This window comes from Gracilibacillus dipsosauri (genome assembly GCF_003176895.1).
Lineage (GTDB): Bacteria > Bacillota > Bacilli > Bacillales > Amphibacillaceae > Gracilibacillus > Gracilibacillus dipsosauri.
In genome coordinates this window covers 99,622-120,823 of the sequence record NZ_QGTD01000013.1, presented here as the reverse complement: position 1 = coordinate 120,823, position 21,202 = coordinate 99,622, and the positions used below count along the sequence as shown (strand labels likewise).

Here is a 21,202-nt window from a genome sequence, read left to right as displayed (position 1 = left end):
GATGAACGATGAATAATTCCTTTTCTCATGTAAATATAAAACTAGCACTAGCCTTTATTCTAACAAGTTTACTAGGACTGGTAGCTTCGCAATTTATTTTATTTTGGAATTCAGAATGGTTGATCCATGGCTATTTTCGAATTCCGAGCTTATGGATGGCGTTTCATTTATTAATATTAGGCTTTGCTGTAATGGTTGTCATGGGCGCTATGTATCAAATGATTCCAGTGGTACTGTTGACGCCCATTTGGAATGAACGTTTCGGATTTTATCAATACATTATCACTATATCCGGTATCCTAATATTAAGTATTCAGCTTGGTCTTAAGCCTAGTATCGCTTTCTATGGCGGGGCAATAACGATAATTGGAATTCTAATGTTTTTATTTCAAATGTACCTGACAATAAAAGCACAGAAACAAAAAAATAGGATAACAGGGCTAGTGGTTGGGGCACTTACTTTCCTTTTTCTCACGATAATAGCTGGATTCCTGCTTGCTTGGAATATTGGCAATGGGGAGATTCTACGTCATGAAAGTATTTTTTCGTCCCATTTATTGTTTGGGCTTACCGGGTGGTTTACTCTATTAATTATTGGTTTTTCCTATAAGCTTGTTCCGATGTTTAGCCTTGCTCACGGGTTTTCGATGAGGTGGATAAAAAAAGCTTATTTTATCTATCTTCTTGGTATGTTCTTTTTAATTCTATCCTTTTGGATGAATGATTCAACCTTAAGCCAAATCGGTTGGTTATTACTATGGATCGGCTTTACGTTATTTTTATTAGATATTCGAGAAATGCTTGCAAAAAGATTACGAAGACAATTAGATAGATCCTTTCGATTTGCTTTAATGGCAATATATTTTGGCTCGGTTATTCATTTCCTAGCATTTATAGTTAGTTTAATGAAAGCAAATGCCGTTATATGGGGAGTGCTTATTTATCTATATATAATGACATGGATTATTTTTAGTATATTAGGTTATTTAAAGAAAATCGTTCCCGTTCTATGGTGGACATTAAAATATGATAAAAAAATAGGCAAAGAACAAGTTCCAGCCTTAAAAGATTTAATAAATGAAAAGAATGACATCATCATCTATTGTAGCTTTCTCATTGGAATAGTTGGAACAGTAATAGCTTTCTTGACTGAAAATATTCTGCTTATGCAGGTTTTTCAAGGTTTATTATTTGTGTCCATTGTTTTATATGGTATCACAATTATTCAAATTTTGAGGAAATAGTAGAAAGGACGGAAGCGATGAGCATAAAAGATAAGGTAGAAGCAGCCCTTTATGAGGTCATCGATCCAGAATTGAATATTAATATCATGGATCTTGGTCTCGTGTACGATATCAGTGTAGAGAGTAAAAATGTCTCAATAAGAATGACACTTACTACACCAGGCTGTCCTCTCCATGCAACCATTGTTACAGGGGTAAAGACAGCTATCGAAAAAGTAAATGAAGTGGAAAATGTCGAGGTAGACTTAGTTTGGACACCAGCATGGTCACCAGCTAACATGAGTGATTACGCGAGAGTGCAGTTAATGCATCGGTAGTTGGTACAAAAACACCCTGTTCCAGTAAATGGACAGGGTGTAATCATTGGAATTAGTCTTCTGGATAGGGATCAATGGTTTGGATCGTTCCATCCTCATTATAAGTCAATTCAGTAAATTTAACAGAGCGCTGATGATTCAATCCTTTAGATAAGGAGCTGTCATGATAGAACAGATACCACTTTCCTTTAAACTCTACAATAGAGTGGTGAGTGGTCCAACCAATGACAGGCTTCAGAATCGTTCCTTTAAAGACAAATGGTCCTAGAGGATTTTCACTAACAGCATAAACTATTTTATGTGTAGTTCCTGTTGAATAGGAAAGATAATAGAGGCCATTATATTGATGCACCCATGGTCCCTCGAAAAATCTTCGATCCTCATCGCCTGCAAGAATTGGATGACCATCTTCATCGACGATGGAAATTTCTTTCGGTTCTTCTTTAAATGTAAGCATATCCTCACTTAATTCTGCAACTTGTGGCCCTAAAGCAGGTTCAGTAGGTGCTGGCCCTTCCGCATCAGGATTAAAGCTTCCTGTTTGCCATTTTTCTAGCTGACCGCCCCATAATCCCCCAAAATAAACATATGCTTTCTCATCGTTATCAATAAAGACAGCTGGATCAATGCTGAAACTTCCAGGAATATAATTATCTTCTGCCTTAAAAGGTCCAGCAGGGCTAGAGCTTGTGGCAACACCAATTCTGAAAATGTTCTCATGATCTCTAGCAGGAAAGACAAGATAATATTTACCATTTTTGTAGGCAGCATCTGGTGCCCATAGCTGTTTGCTTGCCCATGGTATATCTTTAACATGAAGTACCTCTCCATGGTCCTCACATGCAGCGCTTACATCATCCATTGACAAAACATGATAATCTTCCATTGCATATTGATCACCATTATCATTAGATGGACGATCATGCTCCAAATCATGTGAAGGATAAATATAGAGTTTTCCCTCAAAAACATGTGCAGAAGGATCTGCTGTATAAATATGTGTCACAATAGGTTTATTAGGCTTTGTCATCGTATTCCTCCTGTTTCATAAATAATTATATATAATGCTAGTATACTAGAGGATCAGAACTTTGTATAGTCGAAAAACAAACTTTTCAGAAGAATAATAGTGGAATGGTATTTCATTTATCAATTTTATTCATTGACTTCCGTTTTTATAGTTAATATAATATAGGTATTAACTATGAGGAGTGGGAAATATGTATAAGCCTGGTCTAACGATTTGGTACAATGTCAAAAGTTTTGAGCGATCTGTAAAATATTTTACAGAAGGTTTGGGATTTTCATTAGACTTTAAGGATGAGGATCAAGGAATAGCGATAGTAACAACTAATACAAAGGATTGTTGTATTGGCTTTGCTGAGTCAGAGACAGTTGTTCCTGTTACTTCTTCCGCCGTTTTTGAAGTAGAAGACATTGATTTAGCATTTTCTGAGTTGAAAAAGAAGGGTATCCAGTTCACAGGGGACATAGAAGTAATTCCTGGTTTTGTAAAGCTTGCTACTTTTCAGGATCCAGATGGTCATAGTTTTGAATTATCCCAGACGATAGTGGATTAAATGAATTTAGAAGAGGCGATTCAACATACACAACAACTATCTGGACGGTGGATAATGCCCATTTTACTTCATCTAAAGTCATCAGGAGGGCGTTTTACTCCTTTGCAAAAACAGTTACAAATATCGCCATCTCGATTAAGTGATAATTTTTCTAGACTTGTTTCGAAACAAATTGTGAAGCGGTTATCTCCATATGAAAGGCGACATCCTTTGTTACCTGAATATGAATTGACAGAATATGGGGAATTATTATTTGTGATTACACAATGCCTTCAAAAAGCAGAGGAGACTATAGAAGCTGGTCCATTACACCGCAAATCCTGGACATGGCCACTAATGATTTCCTTATACCACGATTACACCCGATTTCAATCTTTACAAAGACTTTTAGGTAACCCTTCACCACGAATCTTATCGATGAGATTAAACGAGCTTTGTGATCTAAAACTAGTAAAAAAAGAGATAACAGAACAACCGAGCCTTCGCTATACCTATCAATTAGAGGATAGATTGTATCCGATTGTTGATATGCTATGGGGAGAATTATTAAAAATAGAAATTATTCAATAGAGCATAACGAATAAATCTATAGGTAAATGACAAAGAACCCTGTTGAAAAATACAAGGTTCTTTGTCTGTTTATCATTGAATACGGTTTTTCATCACTAAACTAAACCCAATATAAGACACAAATGATAAAACAATAGAACTTACCACTGTATGCATCCCAAATGGATCAGGGTAGTAGGCCTGAAATAAAATATAAGAGCTAATCCCCACTATCATCGAAGCAAGTGCCCCAAAACGATTTCCTTTATCCCAATAAAGTCCCATAACGATTGGCCAAATAAAAGCAGCCTCCAGTCCACCTATTGCAAATAGATTTAACCATATAATTAAATCAGGTGGATTTATAGCAAGTAAAAAAACGATAATACCTAAAATTGCTGTGATCGACATACTTAGTATTTGAACTTTTTTTCTAGTTACATTGGGATTTATGTAGTTGATATAAATGTCCTTTACGATGGTTGAGCTAACTAATAATAACAGTGAATCTACCGTAGACATAATGGCAGCGAGTGGTGCGGCTAATACAAACCCTGCTACCCAAGGTGGCAATACATCTAAAGCGATTAATGGCATCACCTTATCTCCAACCTCGATGCCAGGTAATACAGCACGTGCAAAGACACCAATTAAGTGCATATTCAACATAATAAAACCAACAACAATTGTTCCAATAATTAATGCTCGGTGAAACGATTTCGTTGACCGATAGGACATAGCACGAACGGCGATTTGTGGTAAAGCAACGACACCGACCCCTACTAAAACCCAATAGGAGGAGACATATGCCTTGGTCAGGGTTCCATCAGCTCCAAAAGGTGTAATTAAATTTGGATTCTCTACTTGAAGCTTTGTCATAATTTCTGTTACTCCTCCGCCAGCAATAATCACAGCGATTAACAAGACTAGTGTACCGATAAACATAATCGTTCCTTGGATCGAGTCTGTTAAAGTAACCGCACGGAACCCACCAAATGTAACATAAATAAGTACAGTGATAACAAAAATAAATAACGCTCCATCGTAAGAGAGTCCTGTAAGGGATTGAATTAGACGTCCACCACCGATCCATTGAGCTGCCATTGCAGAGAATAAGAATATTACGATACTAAAAGACGATAATACAACCACCCACTTTGATTGATAGCGTTCCTTCAGAAAATCGACCATGGTGACCGCATTATATTGTTTGGTGATAATCGCGAATTTTTTTCCTAGTATCATTAAGGTAAAATAACCGGTTGCTACTTGTGTAACGGAAAGCAATACCCATCCTAGTCCTTCATTATAGGCGACACCAGGACCTCCGATGAAACTACTGGCACTTCCATAGGTTGCAGTCATTGTCATGGCAAGCACAAACCCACCTAAACTACGGCCACCTAAATAGTAATCTTGTATAAAAGATGTACTTGTTTTACTTTTTCTGCTAGCAAATAATCCGATGATAAAAATAATAGCAACAGAACCAAATAATGAAATAGTCGCATGCCAATTCATTTATCTTCAAACCCTTCCTCATCAAATGACACATCCACGAAAAAAAATTTTACTATAATAAATACAAGTATTGCCATGATGGTTACCCCGATAATACAGCTGTAAAAAAACCAAGCTGGGAAACCAAAGACATAGTTATACTCATTAACATCTTGGCTTCCTAATCCATAAGCAAAGCCATACCACCAGATAAAATTAAAAAGTACTAGTCCAATTCCTACCAGTGCTTCTCTGTTGGCGATTTTAAACCGAGGATCTTTTTTGTTTAGGTTAGGCTTATTCAAAAAAATACCTCCCTTATTGAAAAAAATATATAAGAATAAATTACATGATCCTCCATTGCAATTCAAATGATCGCAATTATAAATGGCGTACATCATAAAAAAATTAAATGAGACTAGTATCTAGAATTCTAATAAACCACATAAATCTTACAAAAAATCGCTTGTCAACAGCTGATAACATGTTACAATATAGAATATCATTATACAAATCACTCGTATAATCGTAGGGATATGGCCTACAAGTTTCTACCAGATTACCGTAAATGATCTGACTATGAGTGAGCAATGAAGGTTTTACTAGTATAGCTATGCTGTTCTATTCGAATCGATGCCCAAAGATCATTGCTCATCACATAGGATGAGTTTTCGATCTTTGGGTTTTTTGTCGTTCTATTTTGCAAGAATTTAAGGAAAAAATATAGAAGAGGTGAGCATCGTGGAAAAACTACAACAAAAGATTTTAACAGAAGGGATAGCATTGTCTAATACTGTTTTAAAAGTCGATAGATTTCTTAATCATCAAATAGATCCTCATTTAATGAAAGAAATTGGGGAGGAGTTTGCTAATCGATTCAAGAATGAAAAGTTAACCAAAATTGTCACACTGGAATCATCTGGTATTGCGCCAGCTGTGATGACAGGCTTAATCCTAGATGTACCCGTGATTTTTGCTCGAAAGAAAAAGTCATTAACTTTAACAGAAGGTTTGATTACTTCGAAAGTTTATTCCTATACGAAGCAAGAAACGAATGATATTTCGATATCGAGTAAATTTTTAAACAAAGATGATCGAGTTTTAATCATTGATGATTTTCTAGCAAACGGACAGGCAGCACTTGCCCTAATTGACATTATCGCTAAAGCGGAAGCAGAAGCTGTGGGACTTGGAATTGTCATCGAAAAGGCATTCCAGGACGGAGGAGAGCTCTTAAGAAAGAAAGGATATCGGGTGGAGTCATTAGCAAGAATCAAATCCTTAGAAAACAACACGATTCAATTCATCAATGAGGAGGAAAAAATATGAATTTATCAAAAGGTAAAATGGCCTCACTAGGCTTTCAGCATGTATTGGCAATGTATGCTGGTGCTGTTATTGTTCCATTAATTGTTGGTGCAGGTATTGGGCTGACAAATGAACAGCTTACTTATCTAATTTCTATTGATATTTTAATGTGTGGAGTAGCAAGTATTCTGCAGGTATGGAAAAATCGCTTTTCTGGTATTGGACTACCAGTGGTACTCGGTTGTACCTTTACAGCGGTTGGACCAATCATTGCAATAGGAAATGAATATGGGGTTACATCTGTATATGGTTCCATTCTCGTTTCAGGGCTAGTAGTGGTTGTTATTGCAAAGTTTTTTAGTAAACTAATTAAGTTCTTCCCACCTGTCGTAACAGGAAGTGTTGTGACAATTATTGGGATTACATTAATACCTGTTGCCATGAATGATTTAGCAGGCGGAGAAGGAAGCGAGAACTTTGGTAGTTTGACGAACTTAGCACTAGGCTTTGGGACATTACTGATTATCTTACTTATCTTTCGTTTTGGTAAAGGTTTTGTTCAAGCGATTGCGATTCTAATCGGTATCCTCCTAGGAACGATAGTAGCATCCTTCTTTGGACAGGTCGATTTAAGTCCAGTGGCGGAAAGCTCCTGGTTCCATATGCCAACACCGTTTCACTTTGGTGTTCCAGAATTCCATCTTACCCCAATCCTAACAATGATCTTAGTTGCGATAGTTAGTTTAGTAGAATCTACTGGTGTATACTTTGCATTAAGTGATATTTGTGATAAAAAGATTGAAGATAAAGATTTGGAAAGAGGTTATCGAGCAGAAGGGTTAGCGATTATTTTTGGTGGAATCTTTAATTCTTTTCCATATACTACCTTTTCTCAAAATGTTGGCTTAATCCAATTATCTGGTGTAAGAACGAATAATGTTATTTATACTGCCGGATTCATGCTTGTTCTACTTGGACTTGTTCCTAAAATCGGTGCCTTAACCTTAGTGATTCCCAAATCAGTACTAGGTGGAGCGATGATCGCGATGTTTGGTATGGTTATTTCTTACGGTATAAAGATGTTGAGTAAGGTGGACTTCTCGTCACAGGAGAATCTTCTCATCGTCGCTTGTTCTGTCGGAATGGGGCTAGGTGTAACCGTGGTTCCAGAAATCTTCGCAGATTTTCCTGAAAGTGTACAAATCCTGACAGATAGTGGGATCGTGCTTGGCAGTTTAACTGCTATATGTTTAAATATTGTTTTTAATGTCAGAAAATCAAAAAAAGCAATCCTAGCAGAAAAGAAAACAGCATAAATAGCTTATCACCAGGGGTTAGAGGACTCTGGTGATTTTTTTTTGTTTCATAAGAAGGCTTTTTCACAAATTATAGGTCTAATGACACCTAAAAAAGTAAAATGAAGGGAGATAAGAACCATTGAACAATATTACCAAGTTATGAGAAAATATGTTGGTATGCTAATTAAAGTGGAGGTTAGATTGGTGTGAAAAAGCATGTCAAATGGATTTCTCTTCTAATTGCTTTATTGCTAATGACAGGTTGTGGTGATAAAGAAGATGCTTCCTCGGAGGAACAACCTAGTAAAAAAAACTCAGAAGAAGGAACGAACGAAGAGATCGATAATTTAAACTATGAAACATATTTAGTATCAACCGTTGAAGAAAGGATGCAATTAGAACCTGGTGACTATAGTGGAGAGAAATATAAGGAAGAAAAGATAAAAGATTTGATTAATCAGTTTCCTAAGGATTTATCTGGTGAGGAGTATTACTCTCGCTTACTAGCATTAACAGCTGAGGATTATCGGAATTATTATGAATTTTTCAATAATGTGGATACATCTTTTGAATCGGCAAGCTCACAGCCTGGCGAAATAGAGACACCAGACCAAGCGGAACAACACAAGGTAAATATAGAAATATTGTTTGACGCAAGTGGAAGTATGGGCGCATTAATTAATGGGAAAACAAAAATGGAGCTTGCCAAAAATGCGATTGACACCTTTGTCAGTGAACTACCAGAACAAGTAAATATTTCATTGCGAGTTTATGGACATAAGGGTACTGGAAGTGATGAGGATAAAGAGCTTTCCTGTAGTAGTACCGAAGAGATTTATCCATTGGGTCATTATGATGAAAAAACATTCAATCAAGCATTAGATAGTTTTTCGCCTGCTGGCTGGACTCCTCTTGCTAGTGCCATTCAAATAGCGAAAGAGGATTTAAGTAAGCAAACTGGTGAAAATGTTGAAAATATTATTTATGTCGTAAGTGACGGTGTAGAGACATGTGATGGAGATCCCGTAAAAGTAGCAAAAGATCTAAATGAATCAGACATTGAAGCAATCGTTAATATTATAGGCTTTGATGTTGACGATGAAGGACAACAGCAATTAAAAAAAGTTGCGGAAGCAGGAAAAGGGAAGTATTCCACGGTACGAAATGAACAAGAATTGAAGGATTACTTTGAAAAAGAAAAATCTAGCTTAATCAATGAATGGTTTGAATGGGAAAGTGAAAATGTTAATAAGTATTTTCAATCAGAATCCGAAAGAGTCAACAAGCTATTCGAAGTAGAAAATGAAATGGTGACATTAGCTCAAGAGGAAGAGAACCGCATTATAGAGCTTTCCTATTATATGGAGGAAACTTTAGAAATTGATGGTTATGACATCCGAGAAATAGCACGCGATCTAGGCTATCAGCTGAGAGAATACGCACGTGATACTGCTTATCAGTATAGAGAAGAATTAAGAAACAAAGGTTATGAAAATCGCGAAAAGGTTCGAGACGAAGCATATGAAAAAAGAGAAAAATTACGCAATGATGAGTAAGATCCGATAAAGCATACTTCTTTGAAGTGTGCTTTTTTTTATTTTCTAAAAGAAGCTTTGCAGATTGACAATTAGGAATCCAGAAACTATAGTAAATCTATCGGAATAGTTTTGTTCAAAACTGACTGAACTGTCAATCGAGGAGGATTGTTCTTTGAAAAAGGATACGAGGGATCTACTGTTAGAAGTGGCATTAGAGCTATTTGCGACCAAAGGATATCATGCGACTAAGGTATCTGATGTCGTAAAAAAAGCTGGAGTAGCACAAGGAACTTTTTACTGGTATTTCGAGAGCAAAGAGGAAATTGTCTTAAAAATTATGGCAGAAGGAAGAAAAAAATTACTAGAAGTTGTCCATAGTGGTTATCGTAAAGAAGAGGGTAACATCCGCGATATGGTGGATTCATCCAAAAGGTTAATGAAAAAGCTACTAAGCTTTGCGAGCAATAATCGTAATCTAATGATTTTACTACTGTTAAAAGGACAAGGTGGTGATGAAAAACTAAGAAATGCCATTTCGGAAACATTAGTCGCAATTGAAAAAGAATTTGCCAATAATATTCAAAGGGCGATTGAATTGCAAATGCTAGAAGATCGGGATTGTGTTGAATTTCAGGCACAAATGCTAACAAGCCTTGTAACCGGAACGATATCACGATGGTTATTTGGCCCAATGCATGAACTGAATTATCAACCAAGCCTTTCCATTGATAAGGTGGTGGATGAAATGGTCCGCTATGAATTTTTTGGTCTGATAGGACAAGGAGGCAGACAATGAAAACAACCGTTAGATCAACGAATCAAACAATGATTATCACTAATGATAATGGGACACAGATTAATGGGGGAACAACTTCAGATAAGCATGGCTACACACCAATCCAGTTATTAACAAGCTCACTGGGACTATGTATGTTTATTACTATTTCCAAATTGTTTGAGCGAGACCAATTAGAATTAGAAGAAGAGGAATTTTCCGTTACGGTTGATGCAAAAAAAGCAACAACAGGTCCTTCTAGAGTGGAACAATTTATGATAGAAATAGAATGGCCAAAAGGCTTAGATAAGGCTTATCAAAATAAATTATCTAAACTAGCTGAAAGAGCTTGTACAATTGGTAATACATTAAAAAATAGTACGACCATATCCATTGTAGAGAAAGGAGAGACTAACAATGAGTAAGAGTCATAAGTCACAGCTAGAGGATTTTTCGATTCGTACGGTTCCAATCGAAGAAAGAAAAAATACATTCAATGTCTCTATTACAAGCTGTGCTTGGATTATTTCTTTATCCACATTGTTTACTGGAGGGGCACTTGTTGCAGGAATGGACTTTCAAAGCGCTGTACTTGCGGCTGTCTTTGGTATGCTGATTCTTGCTATTTTAGGATTTTTTCAAGGATGGATGGGAGCAAAATACGGGGTTTCTACTACCATGCTAACAAGACAAGCCTTTGGTAGATATGGAGCGAATCTATTCGGTATCCTTTTGGCACTAACGATGGGTATAGGCTGGTTTGGCTGGCAGATTGCATTCTTTGGAATGACGATTGCAGAAATGTTTCCTAATCAATGGTTTGCAGAGCCAAAGATTGCAATGGTTTGGGGTGGGATCTTGATGATCTTAACAGCATTTATTGGCTATAAAGGATTGTCCACCCTAAGTATGATTGCCGTACCACTAGTTGCTATTCTATCTATTTGGGGACTTGCAGAAGCAGTGAATCATTTAGGTAGCTGGGAAGCACTTCTTAGCACCAAGCCAACTGGAGACCCCTTATCCATATTTGCTGGTATTACAATTGTTGTCGGAAATGCTGCAGCAGGAGCAGTCGTATTTGCAGATGTCACTAGGTATGGAAAAACAGCAGCGAAAGGTGGATTTGGGGCAGCAGTCGGTTACTTTCTAGGAGGAGTGTTCTGTGTTATTGCGGGTGCAGCGATGACTTTAGCTGCTCAGGTACCAACAATTGGTTCGACACCAAATATTCCTGCAGCAATGAGTCAAATTGGACTTGGATTTTTTGCCTTTTTAATTTTAGTGTTTGCACAATGGACAACAAATGATAACAATTTATATACAGGTTCACTCGGACTTCGAAATGTGGTTAATCTATCAAAGACAGTGATTGTCATCGTTCTTGGAGTACTTGGATTAGGCATTGCTTTAATCGGCATTCAAGATTATTTCGTTCCATTTTTAAATGCGCTAGGGACCTATGTACCTCCGATTGCGGGTGTGATGATAGCTGATCATTGGATTGTAAAACCAAAGATTTTACATAAAAGCTACCAATTCGGTGAAGGGACGAAATATGCTAAATGGAATGTTGCTGCAATTATCGCTACCGTAGTAGCAGGAATTATTGGATCAAGGCTAATGTTTGGCATTACCGCAATTAATTCGATTGTCATTGGATTTGTCCTTTATGTCATCATTGCTTATCTTTTAACTAAATGGAATATTCAATTTGAAATTGGTGAAAAATCAGAGGAATCAAATGGTTTTTAGGGAGGATATCAATATGAATCAAGATAAGGCAACAAAATGGGTGTTAGGTGTGGATGTGGGAGGTACTTTTACTGACCTTGTTGCTTCTACAGAGGATGGCCAACTAGTCTCAACAAAAACCCCCTCCACCCCCGATCAATCAGATGGTGTAATAAACGGAGTACAAAAAATTGCTGATTTACTGGATATTAGTATAGAAGATTTTCTAGCAAACTGTCCGTTAATTGTTCATGGGACCACTGTCGCAACAAACACCTTGTTAGAATATAGTGGGGCAAAGGTAGGCTTATTAACAACGGAAGGCTTTCGAGATGAAATTGAATTCCGTCGAGCATATAAGGAAAGTGTATTTTCCGTTAGACTAAAAGCACCACATCAAATTGTGCCAAGAAGATTCCGGATTGGAATAAGGGAAAGATTAGATAAAGACGGAAATATAATAAAAGAATTGGATGAACAAGCAGTTAGACAAGCTGTTCAACGCCTTGTTGAAGAAGGTATCGAAGCAATCGCGGTTTGCTTTTTATTTAGTTTTGTTAATCCGATGCATGAAAAAAGAGTGAAAGAGATCATAGAAGAAGAGGCACCTCACTTGTTTGTTTCTTTATCCAGTGAAGTACTACCTCAAATTCGTGAGTTTGAAAGAGTATCAACAACCATTGTGAATGCTTATACTGGTCCAAGCTTACAATCATATCTTAATCACCTTGAATCTAAATTACAGGAGCAAGGTTTTCGTGGAGAATTATTTGTCATGCAATCAAATGGTGGTGTCCAAAATGTGGAGCAGACAGGAAAATTAGCAGCAGGTAGCCTGTTATCAGGTCCAGCAGGTGGTGTATCAGCAGGTGCGTTCATCGGAGAAAAATCGGGGAATGATAATATTATTACAGTAGACATGGGCGGTACTAGCTACGATGTATCGGTTATTGAACAACTCCAACCGACCATTACAACAGAAAGCTGGATTAGTCGATATCGTGTGGCTCTACCGATGATGGATATTCACACCATTGGATCAGGTGGTGGAAGTATTGCTTGGATTGATAGCGGGGGCGCCTTACGAGTTGGGCCACAAAGTGCTGGTTCCTTTCCCGGCCCTGCTTGTTACGGTAGAGGTGGGACAGAACCAACTGTAACAGACGTGAATGTTTTATTAGGTTATATTAATCCAGACAATTTTCTTGGAGGAGAAATGAAACTTGATCGGAATTTAGCGGAGCAAGCGATAATGAAACATATTGCAGACCCGTTAGGAATTAGCCCGATAGAAGCAGCATTAGCGATATCTAGGATTGTCAATAGTGATATGTCCAATGCCGTACAGTATGTATCATCGCAAAGAGGCTACGATCCTCGTGATTTTGCCCTAATGGCAGTTGGTGGTGCAGGTGCTATTCATGCAGGAAGACAAGCCGAGGATTTGGGCATTAATACCGTTATTGTACCATCCTTAGCACCCGTATTCTCTGCGTTCGGTGATGTTGCGGCGAATTTAAAAGTAACAGAACTAAAAACAAGGTTCGAAGATCTTCCTTCATTAAATTTAGAGCAAGTAAATCAAGATTTTGAACAAATGGAGAAAATAGCCCGCGAAAAATTAGGTGGGGAAAGCATAGTCGATCATTTTGAAACACGTCGCTATATGGACATGCGTTATAAAGGGGAGGTACATGAAGTTACCGTGCCGGTTCGTTCTAGAACAAAACGAATTACTAGTCTTAATTTAGATGCGACGGTGAAGGATTTTCATGAAATGCATGAAAGGCTGTATGCCCATCAAGACCCGGAACAAACGATCGAAATACTAAACCTTCGTCTAGATCTAATTGGTGTTCGTAAAAAGCTTGTTATCACTGATGAATCATTTGGAGAGGAAGATCCATCCCTAGCAAAAATAGCGGAAAGAACGGTATATTTTGAAAATAATCCAATGACTATTCCTATATATGATGGTTCTTTATTAGCACCTGGTAATTTAATCGCAGGTCCTTCCGTCATAGAGGAATGGGGAACAACCATTGTTGTTTATCCAGGGCAAGAAGCATTAATTGATGCGAATCGGAATTGTATTATCGAAGTACAGCAGATGAGGGGGAATCAGCAATGATTGAAGCCCAAATCGTTTATTCTAAACTTCAAGCCGTTTGTCGCCAAATGGGTGAAGCCCTTCAAAGAATATCACGTTCCCCATTAGTTTCACAGGATCGAGCATTTGCTACAGCTATATTTACTAATGAACTGAAGCTTGCTATCCAGCATCAGTATGAGCCTGAGCATTTATATGCTATGAAAGATAGTGTTGATCATTTATTTGATTACTTTTCATTTGATATTTCCGATGGAGATATTTTACTTGTAGCAGACCCTTATAATGGAGGAACAAAAGGTCAAACATTAACAATGGTTGCACCACTTTTTTATCATGGAGAGCTTGTTCTGTTTCCGGCAGTTCGCGTTCAAATAGCTGATCTGGCAGGTGAATTCCCAGGTGGTTTTAATCCCGATGCATTCGAAATATGGCAGGAGAGCATGCGCATTACTCCAGTGAAATTATATAAGCAGGGACTATTACAACAGGATGTTCTACGTTTTTTATTAGCAAATAGTCGTGTCAAAAGCCTTTATCAATCAGAATTAGATGCAATGTATGCTTGCCTGCGCTATGCCCAGAAAGAACTTCAACGATTAATTAAGCAATATGGACAAAGGCTGATTGAATCAGTTTATACAATGACTAACTATTCAAACCGTAGAATAGTAGAACATATCAGTCAATATCCTAAGAAAACGATGGATTCTAAAATAACATTTGCGAGTAATGGGGAGAATATAACAATTTATGTCTCGATAAATACATCAACAAATCAAGTAGCAATAGATTTTAATGGAACAGGAATGCAAGTCAATACACCGGTCAATGCCTCTTTATCTACAACAAAGGCATTTGCTACTTGGCCAATTCTCGCACCATTAGCAGATGAAATAGCTATTAATGAAGGTGTATTAGAGGCTTTTGAGATTCATGTACCAAAAGGTAGCTTGCTAAATCCAGATTTCCCAGCTTCTGTAGGGTTTAGTACTTTTATAACAGGCCATTTTATATCTGGTGTAATCACAAAAGCATTACAACAAGGAAATACTTCTACCAAGCTTTATTCTAAGATACATGGACCTGGACCACAGGCCATTTTGTTTTCGCCCTTCGGAATGTTAAAAGAAACAGTTCCACTTTTTCTCGTACCTGGGTACCCCGAATCTAGTGAAGGCTGGGGGCCATCAGCATTGTTTGGCGATCGAGAACTTGTATCAGCAGAAGAACTTGAATTTAATTATGGATTTAAAATGGTAAAGCGGGAGAAAAAAGCAAATCAAATGATTGTGGAAATAATTAATGAGAATTTTGTCTTTAATGTGATTACCATAATTCCAGAAGTAGAGAATAACACTTATGGAAATATTACGATACAAACTAATGAAAACAGGAAAACCTTTCATAAGAGCAGTACGGGAATATCTATACGTCCAGGAAATAGATTGGAATTCGTATATGAGAGGACTGGAGGTCAATAGAAATGGATCAAAGTATGATTTTATCACAAGTAGTTGGTGGTTCTTTGGATGCAATTGCCCGGGAAATGAGTGCAACTGTAACGAGAACAGCACGATCTCCCCTTTTTAATGAAGCACATGATTTTACAACAGGAATCTTTGATTTATCTGGTAGGAAGTCTAGGCTTGTCGCACAAGCTCCAGGCTGTACACTCCATTTATATGCAGTCGTAGGAGCGGTGGATCATTTAATCGAAACATTCCGATATGACCTGCACCCTGGTGATATTCTACTTGTAAATGATCCTTACCATGGTGGATCTCATAGTTTGGATTGGACGATGGTGATGCCGGTATTCTATAATCGAAAACCAATACTACTTCCTGCAGTGAGAAGTCATATGGGGGATAATGGAGGGCCAGTAGCTGGTGGATATAATCCTAAATCAAAGGATATTTGGCATGATGGCTTGCGTATTCCTCCATTGAAGATTTATGAAAAAGGGGAAAAGCGTCAGGATGTTTTTGATATGATTGTCGCCAATAATCGTTTATCACATTGGCTGGAAGGTGATCTCGATGCCATGATTGGGGCATGTAAACTTGCTAGTAGAAGGATTCAGCAAATGCTAGATCAATATGGCTCTGAACCAATGATTGGTGCGATCGACGAACGTATTCAATATACAGAGAGAAGAGTACGAGATGAAATAGCCAGTTGGCCTGATGGTACTTACTCCGCTGAAACGTATGCAGATCATGACTTTCAAGGGAATCGTGATATAAAAATCAAAGCTACTGTCACAGTAGCAGGTAGTGATTTGAAAATTGATTTTACTGGTTCCTCTCCACAGGTTGATGGATTTATCAATAGTCCATTATCGAATACGACTTCATTTGCCTTCGTCGGCATATCTACTTGCTGTGATGAGGATATTCCGATTAATGAGGGATATATGAATCCTGTCACCGTTACTGCACCTTCTGGAACAGTAGTCAATCCAGAACTCCCGGCTCCATGTGGACATGCTACGGCATGTGTGGGTGCTGAAATTGCTGAAGCTGTTTTATTAGCTATTTCCAAGTGTGCTCCCAAAAGAGTAGGTGTCAATGCACACAAGCTACCATTAGCTTATACAAACGGTGTTGATAAAGAAGGAAACCAATGGGTAAACTTGAATTTCTTTGGCTACACAGGTGGAGCGGGGGCAGCATATCAAACGGATGGATGGGGGTTATACCCTCCTGTGATGACAGGTGTTACCTTACCCTCTATTGAGATGAATGAGATTCAGTATCCAAGTAGAGTTTTGCTTCATGAATATGTGGAGGATTTCACCGGTGCAGGTAAGTGGCGAGGCACTCCCGGACTTGTCGTCCAAATTCAACATTTAGAGGATAGTTCGACAAGTGTCATGATGGCAGGTGTCCGCAATACGACAAAAGGATTTGCCGGTGGTCACGATGCCCCAAGTAATAAGGTTATCGTAAATTACGGAACAAAAGATGCTCAAATTGTGGAGGAAACAGCATTTGGAGTTAAAATGCCTGCGGAAGGAATCATTCAGTTTTATCGAGCCGGTGGTGGAGGCTGGGGCAATCCTTTGGAACGGGATCCAGAGCTGGTACTAGAGGACGTGAAAAATGAATTTGTTTCCTTAGAAGCTGCTGAAAAAGAATATGGTGTCGTAATCCAAGATGGAGAGATCGATCAACGAAAAACGAAGAAAATAAGGGAACAAATTTAAACAATTACTTAGAATATAAAAGCAAGGACCTTTTCTCTTTATCCATTTCATTATGGGAAATTAAGGAGAAAGGTCTTTTTTATTTAATTATATGAACTACTAGAGTTTTTACGTGTTTTTATCTCTAAAAAGTATTGTATATTTTTGAAGCCGATAGTGTTAAGATTATCCTTATATTTACAAAAAAATGAAAGCGATTAAATAATAAAGGAGGACTGATAATGAATATTATTGAGGCTCAAAATCTGACTAAGGAATACAAAAGGTTCAAGCGATTTCCAGGTTTTTGGGGGGCAATGCGCACGTTAATGACACAACAGTATTCAAAAGTTCCGGCAGTAAATGATCTTTCCTTTAAAATTAATGCAGGTGAAACAGTGGGTTATTTAGGCCCTAACGGTGCTGGAAAATCAACAATGATAAAAATGTTAACAGGTATTTTAGTTCCTACTGCTGGCCAATTGTTTGTCAGAGGTAAAATTCCTCATCAATCTAGGATGGAGAACGCTAGGAAAATGGGGGTCGTTTTTGGACAGAGAAGTCAATTATGGTGGGAGTTACCTATGATCGATTCATTTGAGGTTCATCGACACGTGTACAAAATTGATGAAAAAACCTAAAAAAAAAATCTTGATTTTTGTACAGAGTTATTAGATTTGGGTTCTTTTCTAAATAGTCCCGTTAGGCAGCTTAGTTTAGGCCAAAGAATGAGAGCAGAAATTGCCATTTCTTTATTACATGATCCAGAAATTTTATTCTTAGATGAGCCGACAATTGGATTAGATGTACTAGCGAAGGATAATATTCGCCAATTTTTAAGAAAGGTGAATCAAGAAAAAAATGTGACCATCTTATTAACTACACATGATCTACAAGATATTGAAGAAGTATGTTCCCGAATGTTAATCGTAAATAAAGGTAATCTAGTTTATGATGGTACCACCATGAAATTAAGAGAGAATTTAGGTAATCTACGAAAAATACGCGTAGAATTAAAAGAAAATCTGGATAAATTGGTGATAAATGATCTTACATTTCAAAATGGTGATGGAAATATAAAATATTTGATTTATGAAAGAGAATTAACAAATATTTTAGAGGTTATTGATTACCTTTCTCAGAAGTATACCGTTATCGACTTATCGATTGAAGCTGCTAGTATTGAGGATGTAATACGAAGGCTATATCATCAATTAGGTGCCTCAAATATGAATGAGCTAGATAGAGGTGTGATTAGCTGATGGGTTATATCTCTTATGGAATAAAGGCTTTCTTGCAACAAATATCGTACAGAACAGAAGTATGGTTGCAAGTGTTAGGTAATTTCTTACTGATCTTAATACAAGTATCTATCTGGAAGGTAGTGATAGGGAATGATCAAGTTGAAGGAATTTCTCTAGAACAGATGATTACGTATAGTGTAATAAATACACTTATCGCAACCTTATTATTAACAGAGGTATTTAAGTCTGTTGATAACGAACTGAAAACAGGGAAGATAGCGATATATTTAATTAAACCCGTTCTATATCCACTTTTTTTAATTGCTGAAAATATAGGACGTGCATTGTATCGATTTATTTTTACAGCTATTCCCACGATGATCATTTGTATATTTATTTTTGAGGTTCATACCCCGTTTTCATTCATGCATGGTTTCGCTTTTATCATTGCTCTTTTTCTCGGTATCATCATTTCTTTTTTGATAGGTTATTTCATTGCATTAGTTTCATTTTGGTTCTTGACAACTTTTGCACTTGATTGGTCTTTGGGTGCTTTAATGACGGTGTTCTCAGGATCTTTTTTTCCACTCTGGTTTTTCCCACCGACATGGAGATTCTTTGCGGAAATATTACCTTTTCAATTTTTAGGTTTTATTCCCGCAGCTATTTATCTTGGTGAAATTCCGAAGGAGCAATTGTTTCAGACGTTGTTTATTGGTTGCAGCTGGACAATACTGCTTGTCATAATGGTCATTCTATTATGGAAAAAAGCAATGAAGCGATTAATTATTCAAGGTGGTTAATAATGGTACATAGGGAGTTTGATATGAAGTGAAGCTGTTTTTTGTGTTTTTTAAATACCATATTAAAGAAAGAATGGAATATAGGAGTGCTTTTATTGTAGGTGTTTGTGCTCAAACATTAGCTTATGCAGCAAATTATTTGGTGGTTTGGATGTTGATGCAAAAATTTGGGGCAATTAATGGCTGGAGCTGGCCTGAGGTAGCATTTTTATATAGTATTGGTTTATTTGTATATGCAATTGGTGCTTCTTTTACTTTTGTTCAAATGCAGTCACTTGAAGAAATGGTTCGTGATGGAACGTTTGACATAATTTTAATTAAGCCAAGAAATCCTTTTTATTATTTTGTAACGAGTACTTTTAATAATGGTTATATTGCTCATTTACTATTATCAGGTACTATTCTTGTATGGTCTCTCTCTCAATTAAAAATAGAATGGAATCTATTGAAAGTGATCTATTTCTGCCTGAATATCGCAAGTGGTTCATTAGTAATTGCAGGATTATTAACTATTATAGGTTCTTTAACCTTTAGAGTAATTCGACTGCAATTTTTATTTCGGTTATTTAATCGTTTGAGAGAGTTTATATCCTATCCAATTTCTATATATAGTTTGTTTATTCAAATATTACTCGTGTTTATTATCCCCTTAGCTTTTGTTAATTTTGTTCCAAGTAGTTTTATTCTTGCAAAAGAATTTCAATACGATGGAAATATAACCTATATCCTATCTCCTTTTATCGGTCCTATTTTATTTTATATTGCCTATTTATTTTGGATGTCGAATCTTAATCGTTATCAAGGAGCAGGGGGATAACTAGCTATACTACCAATACAATAGCCTGGGCTATATTGTAATATTACGATATAGCCCAGGCTCGCTTATGACGATTCTAACTTCGACAAAGCTTCCTCATCGGCAATGATGGTAACATTCTCATGTTTTCGAAGAGCGGAGGCAGGGAAATCTTCACTGACCTCATTTGATTCAATTAGTCTCTTTAAAGCAGCTTGTTTACTTTTTCCTGTAACAAGTAGCAGTATTTCCTTGCTTTTTAGAATCGTCGCAATGCCAACAGTAATCGCTTTTCGAGGGACTTCATCGATACTGTCAAAAAAACGAGCATTTGCTTCAATAGTTGATTCGGTCAATGAAACAACATGGGTCCTTTGATTGAATGGAGTCCCTGGCTCATTAAATCCTATATGACCATTTTCTCCGATTCCAAGTAGTTGTAAGTCGATTCCACCGTATTCCTTTATTTTTCTTTCATAGGATAAGCACTCATTTGCCAAGTCAGTGGCTAAACCATTAGGTAGAAAAATTTGATCCTTTGGAATATCAATTTTGCTAAACAGTTGCTTGTACATGTAATAATGATAGCTATTTGGATCTGATGGCGCTAACCCAATGTATTCATCAAGATTGAATGATGAGACTGTTTGATAAGAAGTGTGATTATTTTCGTAATCCTTTATCAAATACTCATATGTCCTTCGTGGTGTCCCACCTGTTGCCAGCCCAAGTGTAAGTCGGTTGTTTTCATGAATTCGTTTAAGAATAAATTGGGCAGCTTTTTGACTGATATCTTCGTAGTTTTTTCCTTTAATTATTTGCAATTGAACTGTCCTCCCTATAAGTAATACCTTATCTTTAATAAAGTGTTACCATTCTTTCTATTTCTAACAAAAAGAGTTTCTTTAATAATAGTCTATCAACTTTTAGTATAGTTGTCTATACCTTTAAAGCGAAAGAAAAGGCTTATTTATTGTATTTTAGATAAATCATTTTCTTGAATAATGTCTTTTTCCAATATTTTTGCTTGCAAAAATTATACCATTTTCCATTTTAAATCTTGTTATTACATGACTTTAAGGCAAGATGCAAAAAAGTATTATAGACATTCTAGGCTAATAATTGCTAGTCTATATGTGAGAGCTATACTAAATCAATAAATTGTATACGCTTACAGTTAGAAGGAAGGTGGTAATGGTATAAAGACTTAGGAGAT

At 36.9% G+C, this 21,202-nt stretch carries 19 protein-coding genes, 1 pseudogene and 1 riboswitch; of the genes and pseudogenes, 16 read left to right on the top strand and 4 right to left on the bottom strand.

Going from position 1 to position 21,202, the window contains the following annotated elements; translation table 11 throughout:
- Window positions 1-8: 8 nt before the first annotated feature.
- Window positions 9-1,244, top strand: a complete 1,236-nt coding sequence (locus DLJ74_RS14220; protein WP_109984967.1) for a hypothetical protein — start codon at window positions 9-11, stop codon at window positions 1,242-1,244.
- Between the two features lie 17 nt (window positions 1,245-1,261).
- On the top strand, window positions 1,262-1,561 hold the full coding sequence (locus tag DLJ74_RS14215; protein ID WP_054787398.1) for a metal-sulfur cluster assembly factor: 300 nt from the start codon (window positions 1,262-1,264) through the stop codon (window positions 1,559-1,561).
- Window positions 1,562-1,613: 52 nt separating this feature from the next.
- Here the strand turns inward: DLJ74_RS14215 and DLJ74_RS14210 are convergent, their stop codons facing one another.
- The gene (locus DLJ74_RS14210; protein ID WP_109984966.1) at window positions 1,614-2,591 is read right to left on the bottom strand and encodes a glycoside hydrolase family 43 protein; all 978 of its coding nucleotides are present in this window, start codon (window positions 2,589-2,591) and stop codon (window positions 1,614-1,616) included.
- Window positions 2,592-2,781: 190 nt separating this feature from the next.
- On the opposite strand from DLJ74_RS14210, the gene DLJ74_RS14205 reads away from it, so the two are divergent.
- Both DLJ74_RS14205 and DLJ74_RS14200 read left to right on the top strand, forming a co-directional pair.
- Window positions 2,782-3,141 carry a VOC family protein gene (locus tag DLJ74_RS14205; protein WP_109984965.1) on the top strand — a complete coding sequence of 120 codons (360 nt, stop codon included), beginning with the start codon at window positions 2,782-2,784 and terminating at the stop codon, window positions 3,139-3,141.
- Complete coding sequence (locus DLJ74_RS14200) at window positions 3,142-3,711, top strand: winged helix-turn-helix transcriptional regulator (protein WP_109984964.1); 570 nt, start codon at window positions 3,142-3,144, stop codon at window positions 3,709-3,711. It abuts the gene before it with no gap.
- A gap of 72 nt (window positions 3,712-3,783) precedes the next feature.
- Here DLJ74_RS14200 and panF read toward each other — a convergent pair whose 3' ends face one another.
- Window positions 3,784-5,211: a sodium/pantothenate symporter gene (gene panF / locus DLJ74_RS14195; protein ID WP_054860627.1), complete on the bottom strand. Its 1,428-nt coding sequence runs from the start codon at window positions 5,209-5,211 to the stop codon at window positions 3,784-3,786.
- Entirely contained in the window at window positions 5,208-5,495 is a 288-nt protein-coding gene (locus tag DLJ74_RS14190; RefSeq protein WP_245902348.1) for a YhdT family protein, read from the bottom strand. Before DLJ74_RS14190 ends, panF begins: the two co-directional genes overlap by 4 nt.
- 193 nt (window positions 5,496-5,688) lie before the next feature.
- Window positions 5,689-5,790, top strand: a riboswitch (purine riboswitch).
- Window positions 5,791-5,931: 141 nt separating this feature from the next.
- Between DLJ74_RS14190 and DLJ74_RS14185 the strand changes: the two genes are divergently transcribed.
- The 12 genes and pseudogenes from DLJ74_RS14185 (at window position 5,932) to DLJ74_RS14130 (ending at window position 20,007) form a co-directional block, all read left to right on the top strand.
- Window positions 5,932-6,519, top strand: coding sequence for a xanthine phosphoribosyltransferase (locus tag DLJ74_RS14185; RefSeq protein ID WP_109984963.1), 588 nt, complete (start codon window positions 5,932-5,934; stop codon window positions 6,517-6,519).
- On the top strand, window positions 6,516-7,814 hold the full coding sequence (locus DLJ74_RS14180) for a nucleobase:cation symporter-2 family protein (RefSeq protein WP_109984962.1): 1,299 nt from the start codon (window positions 6,516-6,518) through the stop codon (window positions 7,812-7,814). The genes DLJ74_RS14185 and DLJ74_RS14180 overlap by 4 nt, the downstream gene beginning before the upstream one ends.
- A gap of 188 nt (window positions 7,815-8,002) precedes the next feature.
- Complete coding sequence (locus DLJ74_RS14175) at window positions 8,003-9,352, top strand: VWA domain-containing protein (RefSeq protein ID WP_054860631.1); 1,350 nt, start codon at window positions 8,003-8,005, stop codon at window positions 9,350-9,352.
- 154 nt (window positions 9,353-9,506) lie between these two features.
- Complete coding sequence (locus DLJ74_RS14170; protein ID WP_054860632.1) at window positions 9,507-10,130, top strand: TetR/AcrR family transcriptional regulator; 624 nt, start codon at window positions 9,507-9,509, stop codon at window positions 10,128-10,130.
- Window positions 10,127-10,534 carry an OsmC family protein gene (locus DLJ74_RS14165; RefSeq protein ID WP_054860633.1) on the top strand — a complete coding sequence of 136 codons (408 nt, stop codon included), beginning with the start codon at window positions 10,127-10,129 and terminating at the stop codon, window positions 10,532-10,534. The genes DLJ74_RS14170 and DLJ74_RS14165 overlap by 4 nt, the downstream gene beginning before the upstream one ends.
- Entirely contained in the window at window positions 10,527-11,864 is a 1,338-nt protein-coding gene (locus tag DLJ74_RS14160) for a purine-cytosine permease family protein (RefSeq protein ID WP_109984961.1), read from the top strand. Before DLJ74_RS14165 ends, DLJ74_RS14160 begins: the two co-directional genes overlap by 8 nt.
- Window positions 11,865-11,877: 13 nt before the next feature.
- The gene (locus DLJ74_RS14155; protein WP_109984960.1) at window positions 11,878-13,974 is read left to right on the top strand and encodes a hydantoinase/oxoprolinase family protein; all 2,097 of its coding nucleotides are present in this window, start codon (window positions 11,878-11,880) and stop codon (window positions 13,972-13,974) included.
- Window positions 13,971-15,437, top strand: a complete 1,467-nt coding sequence (locus DLJ74_RS14150; RefSeq protein WP_109984959.1) for a hydantoinase B/oxoprolinase family protein — start codon at window positions 13,971-13,973, stop codon at window positions 15,435-15,437. The genes DLJ74_RS14155 and DLJ74_RS14150 overlap by 4 nt, the downstream gene beginning before the upstream one ends.
- Window positions 15,438-15,439: 2 nt before the next feature.
- Complete coding sequence (locus DLJ74_RS14145; protein WP_109984958.1) at window positions 15,440-17,164, top strand: hydantoinase B/oxoprolinase family protein; 1,725 nt, start codon at window positions 15,440-15,442, stop codon at window positions 17,162-17,164.
- A gap of 221 nt (window positions 17,165-17,385) precedes the next feature.
- Window positions 17,386-18,405: pseudogene (locus DLJ74_RS20925) on the top strand (ABC transporter ATP-binding protein).
- Window positions 18,405-19,190: an ABC transporter permease gene (locus DLJ74_RS14135; protein WP_109984957.1), complete on the top strand. Its 786-nt coding sequence runs from the start codon at window positions 18,405-18,407 to the stop codon at window positions 19,188-19,190. Before DLJ74_RS20925 ends, DLJ74_RS14135 begins: the two are co-directional and overlap by 1 nt.
- Window positions 19,191-19,218: 28 nt before the next feature.
- A complete protein-coding gene (locus tag DLJ74_RS14130) occupies window positions 19,219-20,007 on the top strand; it encodes an ABC transporter permease (RefSeq protein ID WP_109984956.1) in 789 nt (262 codons plus the stop codon).
- A 65-nt stretch (window positions 20,008-20,072) separates the two neighbouring features.
- On the opposite strand, the gene nagB is transcribed toward DLJ74_RS14130, so the two are convergent.
- The gene (gene nagB / locus DLJ74_RS14125) at window positions 20,073-20,810 is read right to left on the bottom strand and encodes a glucosamine-6-phosphate deaminase (RefSeq protein WP_109984955.1); all 738 of its coding nucleotides are present in this window, start codon (window positions 20,808-20,810) and stop codon (window positions 20,073-20,075) included.
- Window positions 20,811-21,202: the final 392 nt, after the last annotated feature.